The sequence below is a fragment of the Bacillus sp. EB106-07-01-XG149 genome, from assembly GCF_058791555.1.
Genome location: NZ_JBYTDP010000008.1, coordinates 165,652 through 173,265 on the forward strand (window position 1 = coordinate 165,652; position 7,614 = coordinate 173,265).

The window sequence follows — 7,614 nt, forward strand, 5'->3', positions numbered from 1 at the left end:
AATAGTTACATAAAGATGTAATCAATTTGGTTACAACTAATATCTGCTAAAAATATGATTTATATATTTAATTAAGGATGGTGGTCCATACGTTGCCACCCGGTGTAGAAAGTTACTAACACATTCAAATCAATGCATGTTCTAAGCTTTAGTATTTTTCTTTTACGGGGCAATAAGGTGCAACGTTATCTTTTGTTAAAAACCTTGGTGGATCTTTCTTTGGAAATATTAGTTTTGGGGAAATATAGTAAGGTATCTAAAAAAGAACAAGGTATAAAAAGATGTACTTATATAAACCAAAAATTTAGTTGAGCTGGATAATAAAAAAAGGTAGGAGATTTAAATGGAGACGAAACAAGATAACCTTATTTACGTATGGGATGCATATTGTGGATGGTGCTATGGTTTTTCAGAAAGTATTAAAGGATTTTACAAAAACCACACTGAAGTGCCATTAACGGTTTTATGTGGAGGGTTATTTTTAGATAATTTACCAATGAAAAACTTCTCATATATAGAAGAAGGAAATAAAAGAATTAATCAACTTACAGGTGCTGAATTTGGTCCTTCATATCAAAAATTGGTGGAGGAAGGTACTTTTAAAATGAATTCGAAAGATGCTGCAATTGGCTTTTCAGCTTTACGCTCATTAGCGCCAGACCGTTTATTAGAATTCACTTCGGCTATGCAAAAAGCGTTTTATTATGAGGGCCAAAGTCTGAGTGATCCTGAAACATATCGTAAGATTGCAATCGAGCATGGTTTGGACCCTGAACAAGTATTAGAACGTTTAAATGCTCAAGAAACAATAATAGATGTCCAAAATGATTTCAATAAAGTTCGACAGCTTGGTGTTAATAGCTATCCTTCCTTACTTTTACAAAAGGATAATCAAATTATCCCTATTGGTGGTGGCGTAATGACACCGGATAAAATTGAAGCGCGTTTTAAAAATTTATATTAAGAAAATTTAGGATATAGTAGCAAACATGTTATCTTAGGCCACCTGACATTCATCTCCGGAATATTCGCCGGTACTATTACACTTTCAGGTGAATGGGAGTGGAAGATTTTATCGGAACAAGATAAAAATATGATAATTAGTTAATAACTTTAACAAAAGGAGAATAACATACTATGTTTAAAACAATCGATACAAATCAAAAAGATGTGAAATTAACGGTGTTTAGTTCGGACGAAAAAAGCTTTATGGTCACAGCAACATTAGTTGAGAAAGCAGGACATGCATTTTTAATAAACTCAAAATTTACTCAATCTGATTCGAAAGAAATTGTTGAGTATCTGAAAAAAAACGACTTATCTTTAGATAAAATCTTTATTATTCATGGGGATCCAGACTACTACTTTGGATTAGAGAGCATTAAAGCTGTTTACCCGGAAGCTATAGCGTATGCAACAGAGTCTACTGTTGAACATATCGTTCATTCTGTCTTAGGAAAATTAAAAGTTTGGAAAGACGCCCTTGGAGAAAATGCACCAAGTAACGTGGTATTACCTCAAGTGTTTAAAGAAAAAGCGATTGATTTTCAGGGGTTAACATTTGAACTAGTAGGCTTAGATCATTACAGAACTAGCCTATTTAATAAAGAACTAAAAGTATTAATTGGTGGTATTGATGTATTTAACGAAATACATGTATTCTTAGCGGATACTAGCTCAAAAGCGGCTATGGAGGCGTGGATTGAGAACTTGAAAGTATTACAAGCATTACATGCTGACATAATTGTACCTAGCCATGGATCAATCGAAAAATCCCTAAATAATCAAGCACTTACTGCGACAATGGATTATCTAAGAACTGCGATTCAAGCTTCTGAGGAAAGTGGAACTTCAAAAGATTTTGTGGCAAAACTTGAAGCAGCATATCCAGGCTATGCAAATAAAGGTGTATTAGAATTAAGTGCAAAAGTTGTAACAAAAGAAATGCCTTGGGGTTAATGATATGAATAAATATCAAAAACTATTACATGAAACGTATGTGTTAACTGGCGAAGGGAAATTGGATGCGTTCAAAACGTATTTAAGTGAAAATGTATCTTGGACAGAAGCTGCTGGGTTTCCATATGCAGGTACTTATATAGGTCCAGATGAAGTAGTGAAAAACGTACATGAACGTCTTGGCACGGAATGGGATGACTATAGCGCTAAAGATGAAATTTATACTTTTAATAACAATACTGTTATTGTGTATGGAAAATATAGTGGAACATATAAAGCTACAGGGAAGTCATTTGTAGCAGATTTTTGTCATCTTTATAAGTTTGATGAGAACGATAAGGTTAAGAAGTTTATACAAATTGTGGACAGTGCAACTGTTAATGAGGTATTAAGTTAGAGTTAATCGTTTCTAATATGCCTTGTATAGGGGAGAGGATAAATGAAATTCCTAACATTACCCCTGACATTACATTTTTGGGAAGGTTTCTCCTTCTTCAAACTTTTTATAGAAGAAAACTTATTTAAGTAGAAGAGGTAGGTATATATGAAATTAGAGAAAAGTTTAATCATAACAATTATTTCTGTATTTATTTTAGGAGTAGTTTCGACTTTGGTATATCAAGCTTCCACCGGTAATAACAAAGGTAACTCAATTAAGAGCGAAAATGTCGCTTCTGTATCAAAAGAAGTAAAAGAAAATGAAAAGAATAAAAAGATGGTAGTTGATTTCTATAATGAAGTTTTTAACAAACATAATATCGATATTATCCCTAAATATGTTAGCGAAGATTATAAGCAACATAATCCTTTTGTTGCTGATGGACGAAAAGCCTTCATGGATTTCTTTAAGGAGGATTTTGTTAAAAATCCTAATTCCTCTGCAGAGATTAAACGTGTAGTAGCTGAAGGGGATACAGTTGCTCTTCATGTACATTCTCATACTAATTCTCAAGATAAGGGAGTTGCTATAGTGGATATATTTCGTATCAAGGATGGAAAGATTGTCGAACACTGGGATGTAATTCAAGAGATTCCAAGTGAAGCAGCTAATGATAATACGATGTTTTAGATAGAAGATATATTTAATAATTGTTTAATTGATAGTGCTGTATAGAATTTAGAAATTTATATAATAAGTTATCAAATTTGGAAATCATTTAAAAATAGCATATTAAATGATGGCACAAATTAATACGAAATAGCTCTTTAATAAAAAATCCTACTCATTAAAAAATGAGTAGGATTTTTTATTAAAGAATAGTGCTAATTTTGTGGTTCGGCACCATCTAAATTTGGAAACCATGAAAGTATAGGTACTCTATATCCACGTAAAGTAAAATCGTAATTTTTTCCTTCTTTTATGTTTGCTTGCAGATCCACTGAATGAAACTTCATCATAAGAAGGCTATCCTCATTAGAAATAACTTTTTTGGTTCCTTTTTTTGCTCAACCTAGTACAATCTCACCAATATAAAAAAGGACCACCATTACTGGCAGTCCTTTTTTGGTAGTTTTAGAAATTAAATTATAACATATTAATATACAAATTATAAATATATCTTTACAAAAGATACTATAAGTTTTTTATAATTCTTGATTTCTCAATTTTCATTGCATAATGAATTTTTCTATGAGTATTAACAACTAACATTGAAATTATCAATTCACTAGATTATTAGAAAAAATTGGTTATCTATATAATTATTTGGTAAAATATAGATATAATTTAAGAGGGTAAAGTTAATATAGATCAACTAAGTAATGCTAAGAAAATGTTTTATTGCATAAAAAAAAGGCTCCATTGCTGGAGCACTCAAAATAAACAAACGAATTAAAACAAGAAACAGACAATTTAACTATATAGATAAAACATAAATAAATCTATATATATGTAAAAATTAATATAAAAACTCTATTTATTGATGCTATAATAGGTTTACTCGATGATTGTTATATTTTTTTATGGTTTTTAAGCAATAAATACCTTCTTAACACCAAGTGTACAAGTAAAAGAAGACATCTTAAGCGATGTCTTCTTTTCTTATATAATAACAACACAATAAAATTAAGATGGTTCAAGTCGGAGGAAGGCACCTTTGGGTGTCTTTTCTTTGTCGAATTTGCCTAATAGGGGCAGCACCACATCGCTATCAAGCTAAGAAAAGTAAATACCCCCAGAACGAAATTTTGTGCTAACTTGTAGCAAAAAAGCTCATTTTTTTATTTTGGGGTAATTCGGAATTCTTAAGTTGATGGACATGTGGCGGTACCCCATCACCATCAAGCTAAGAAAAGCAAATACCCGAAAATGAGAAAATTGACGTCTCCAGATTAAAACGTACAATTTTCTCGTTTTGGGGGTATTTTAAAATTTCAACTTGATGATGGGGTATGCCCTACTAAACATAAAGTTCGATTCTCTTTTTATCACTTTTTTTAAAAGTACTCGCTGCAATTGTTTTTCCTATTTTTAATTTTTACTAAACAAAGATAACATTATAGCTTTAACTCTTTAAACACTTTGTTACCTGTATACTAATTTTAGTAAGATATTCCTCCTTATTATTAGTTCTTAATGGATTGTAGAAGTAATCTTCATAGGCATTTCCTTCAATAACATAGCCCTCTGATTTGATAAATTCCGTGATATTGTGGTATGCGGATTCAATATCTTTATAAGATCCTTGGTGATAATATATGACATAAATTCCTCCTGGTTTTGATTGACCTGTTTCTAAATCACTATAACAAAATAAGTGATCTACCTCCTCATATCTTTCTTGAATCAGGCTCTCTCTTGTTATCACAGATCCAATAGGAGCAGGAACAAACAAGCCTATTTGCTTGCTAAAATGTTTTACCCAATCGAAATCGGTCATGCTATTTTTCGAATTTACATCGCTTAAGAAAATAGATTTTTTCTGTGTCTTTTGGATATAAACCTTCCCAACTTCAACGTTTTTTCTTTCTTCTTCCATTGAAATAATACCCTTAAAGAAACGACGAATTTGAATTAATTTCTCAATTTCTTCTTCCACCAGAACTGTCTGCTGTTTTGCCATTTCAACAAGTTTGTAAGTGTTGGGAGAATTAAGATATTCTTTTAGTTCCTCAATCGAAACTCCCACTTTCCGAAGAGATTGGAGTGTTGAGAATGTATTAATTTGATCGTAGGTATAATATCGATAACCATTGGGAAGTTTACCGGCAGGTTTAAAAAGATTGATTCTATCATAATAAAACAAGGTGTCTTTTTTCACCCCAAAATAACTAGCAAATTCTCCTGTACTTAAGGTTTTAAGGTTTTTTCTCTCCAAGTTAAAAACTCCTCTTGACTATAGACTAACTCCACACTTCATACTAGCATAAGCAAACGCATGTTAATACAGGAGGTTTTTATTATGGATTATTTTCACCCCCTCGTCTGGCAGCTGCTCGGTGGTACGACCTTCGCCCGCACAGCTAGCTTTATGACGATACCATTTTTAGCACTTTATTTACAAAATGATTTACATGCCTCACCAATTATGATTGGTTTAGCAGTCGGTATTTCACAATTGACTGCGACATTTGGTGGCTTCTTCGGTGGTTTCTTTACTGACCGGTTTGGCCGAAAAAAAATTATCATCATATCGATGTTCTGTTGGAGTATAGTCTTTTATGGCTTTGCATTCGCAAACTCTGTTTGGATATTCGTTCTATGCAATGCTCTCAACGGTATCTGTCGTGCATTTTTTGAACCAGCTTCACAAGCTTTGATGATTGACTATACTGACGAAGATAGGCGTCGTCGCCTATTTTCAATTCGATATACTGCCATCAATTTATCAGCTGTGATCGGCCTTTTGCTCGGTATTGTCATTTCAAAAGCATCATCAATAAGTTTTCCATTCCTTATTACTGCAACGATGTACTTATTGTATGCGATTTTCTTAGTCATCACTTTACGACGTATAGAGGAGCAGAATACGGTCAATGTTACGCAAGATATTGGCGACTTGATGCGTGTTCTTTTACAAGATAGCACACTTATGTTGCTCATTATTGCGAGTGTTATTTGCAATTTCGTATATATGCAAACAGAGGCAACAATGCCACAATTGCTTAATTTAACTATGGCAGACGGAGTAGCATTATATTCAGTTCTAATTGTGATTAATGCTGCAACAATCGTAATTCTTCAATTGCCACTCGGCATTTTAAGCGAAAAAGTAGCAATCAAAACAAGTCTTATTTTCGGGGGCGGACTATTAGCACTTGGTATGTTAATCTTCCACTTCGCTGATAATTGGACACTTTTTATTGTCGGTATGGTTGTGTTCTCACTTGGTGAAATTTTTGTTTTCCCAATGACGAGTGCTATAGTCGAAATGATTGCACCCGCGCATCAAAAAGCAACATATCTTGGTTTTATGCAATTTCAAAACTTAGGTGGCTTCTTAGGCCCAGTGCTTGGTGGCTGGTTGATTATCCATTTTGCACCACAATTGTATTTGGTGATGGTTAGCCTATGCTTAGTAGTTATTATTTGCTACATAGCAGCTTTACGTGGCAAATCATTTCGAATGTCTTAATACAAATAAAAACTGTAACTACATGAGGTACGGTCACATTACCATAAAGCTAAGGTTTCACACTATTCATTAAGCAAAAAAGACGTTATTCTTACTGTAGAATTATAGGAAAGGATGGCGTTTTTTGTATGTCTAATTCTGTATCTGACGACTTACAATTATTTGCACAGGAGATAAAGAGTCTTTTATCCCCAAATACCTTACAGAATCTAGCTAGAGATGTTGGATTTGTACAGCGAACAAGTAAGTATCAAGCACAAGAGTTAGTAGCTTTATGCGTATGGCTAAGCCAAAGTGTAGCGAAAACTTCCTTAACCCAGTTATGTAGTTGTTTAGAAGTATCAACAGAAGTACTCATCAGTCCTGAAGGACTAAATCAAAGATTTAACGCCGCAGCCGTCCAGTTTCTACAACAAGTTTTAGCCAAACTTCTAAACCAAAAGTTATCTTCAGCTAAGCTAATTTCTGCTCCATATACTTCTATTTTCAAGCGTATTCGTATCTTAGATTCAACTGCATTTCAACTCCCGGATGTATTTTCATCGGTTTATCCAGGTGCAGGAGGATGCAGCCATACAGCTGGGATAAAAATTCAGCTTGAGTATGATTTGTTAAGCGGACAGTTCCTACATATTCATACAGGTCCAGGTAAACAACATGATCGCACTTACGGCTCTCTGTGTGCCCCAACTGTGGCAGCGAATGATTTATGTATCCGAGATTTAGGTTATTTTCATTTAAAAGACCTTCAATATATACAAGATCAAGAGGCCTACTATATTTCTCGTATCAAGTCGAATACACGTATTTATCAAAAAAATCCTAACCCTGATTATTTTCAAGATGGAAGAATTAAGAAAGGTACAGAGTATATACAGTTAGATATGGAGACGGTAATGAACTCCCTGCAGCCAGGACAAACATGGGAAATAGCTAATGCTTATGTAGGAATGATTGATAAAGTGTCAGCTCGTGTAATTGTCCATCGATTAACAAAACAACAGCAACAAAAACGATTACAAGATCAAGCTGTAAGAGAAAAAAAGAAAGGAATGAAGTATTCTCCTCGTAGTAAACGACT

General features: G+C 33.5%; 7 protein-coding genes. 6 read left to right on the plus strand and 1 reads right to left on the minus strand.

What is annotated here, in order from left to right; translation table 11 throughout:
* Positions 1-343 precede the first annotated feature (343 nt).
* The 4 genes from AC3WTA_RS24940 to AC3WTA_RS24955 all read left to right on the plus strand — a co-directional run bounded on the left by AC3WTA_RS24940 (position 344) and on the right by AC3WTA_RS24955 (position 3,028).
* Positions 344-964 carry a DsbA family protein gene (locus AC3WTA_RS24940; protein WP_000448622.1) on the plus strand — a complete coding sequence of 207 codons (621 nt, stop codon included), beginning with the start codon at positions 344-346 and terminating at the stop codon, positions 962-964.
* A 173-nt stretch (positions 965-1,137) separates the two neighbouring features.
* Positions 1,138-1,959 (plus strand): MBL fold metallo-hydrolase, encoded by an 822-nt coding sequence (locus tag AC3WTA_RS24945; protein ID WP_000477263.1) that lies wholly within the window; start codon positions 1,138-1,140, stop codon positions 1,957-1,959.
* 4 nt (positions 1,960-1,963) lie between these two features.
* The gene (locus AC3WTA_RS24950) at positions 1,964-2,356 is read left to right on the plus strand and encodes a nuclear transport factor 2 family protein (protein ID WP_001046367.1); all 393 of its coding nucleotides are present in this window, start codon (positions 1,964-1,966) and stop codon (positions 2,354-2,356) included.
* 147 nt (positions 2,357-2,503) lie between these two features.
* Positions 2,504-3,028, plus strand: coding sequence for a nuclear transport factor 2 family protein (locus tag AC3WTA_RS24955; RefSeq protein ID WP_000764212.1), 525 nt, complete (start codon positions 2,504-2,506; stop codon positions 3,026-3,028).
* A gap of 1,435 nt (positions 3,029-4,463) precedes the next feature.
* Here AC3WTA_RS24955 and AC3WTA_RS24960 read toward each other — a convergent pair.
* A complete protein-coding gene (locus AC3WTA_RS24960; RefSeq protein ID WP_000440177.1) occupies positions 4,464-5,276 on the minus strand; it encodes a MerR family transcriptional regulator in 813 nt (270 codons plus the stop codon).
* An 84-nt stretch (positions 5,277-5,360) separates the two neighbouring features.
* On the opposite strand from AC3WTA_RS24960, the gene AC3WTA_RS24965 reads away from it, so the two are divergent.
* Together AC3WTA_RS24965 and AC3WTA_RS24970 are read left to right on the plus strand one after the other, a co-directional pair.
* Entirely contained in the window at positions 5,361-6,533 is a 1,173-nt protein-coding gene (locus tag AC3WTA_RS24965; RefSeq protein WP_000384374.1) for an MDR family MFS transporter, read from the plus strand.
* 128 nt (positions 6,534-6,661) lie between these two features.
* Positions 6,662-7,614, plus strand: a 953-nt coding sequence (locus AC3WTA_RS24970) for an IS4 family transposase (protein ID WP_492333068.1), incomplete at its 3' end; no start/stop codon positions are given.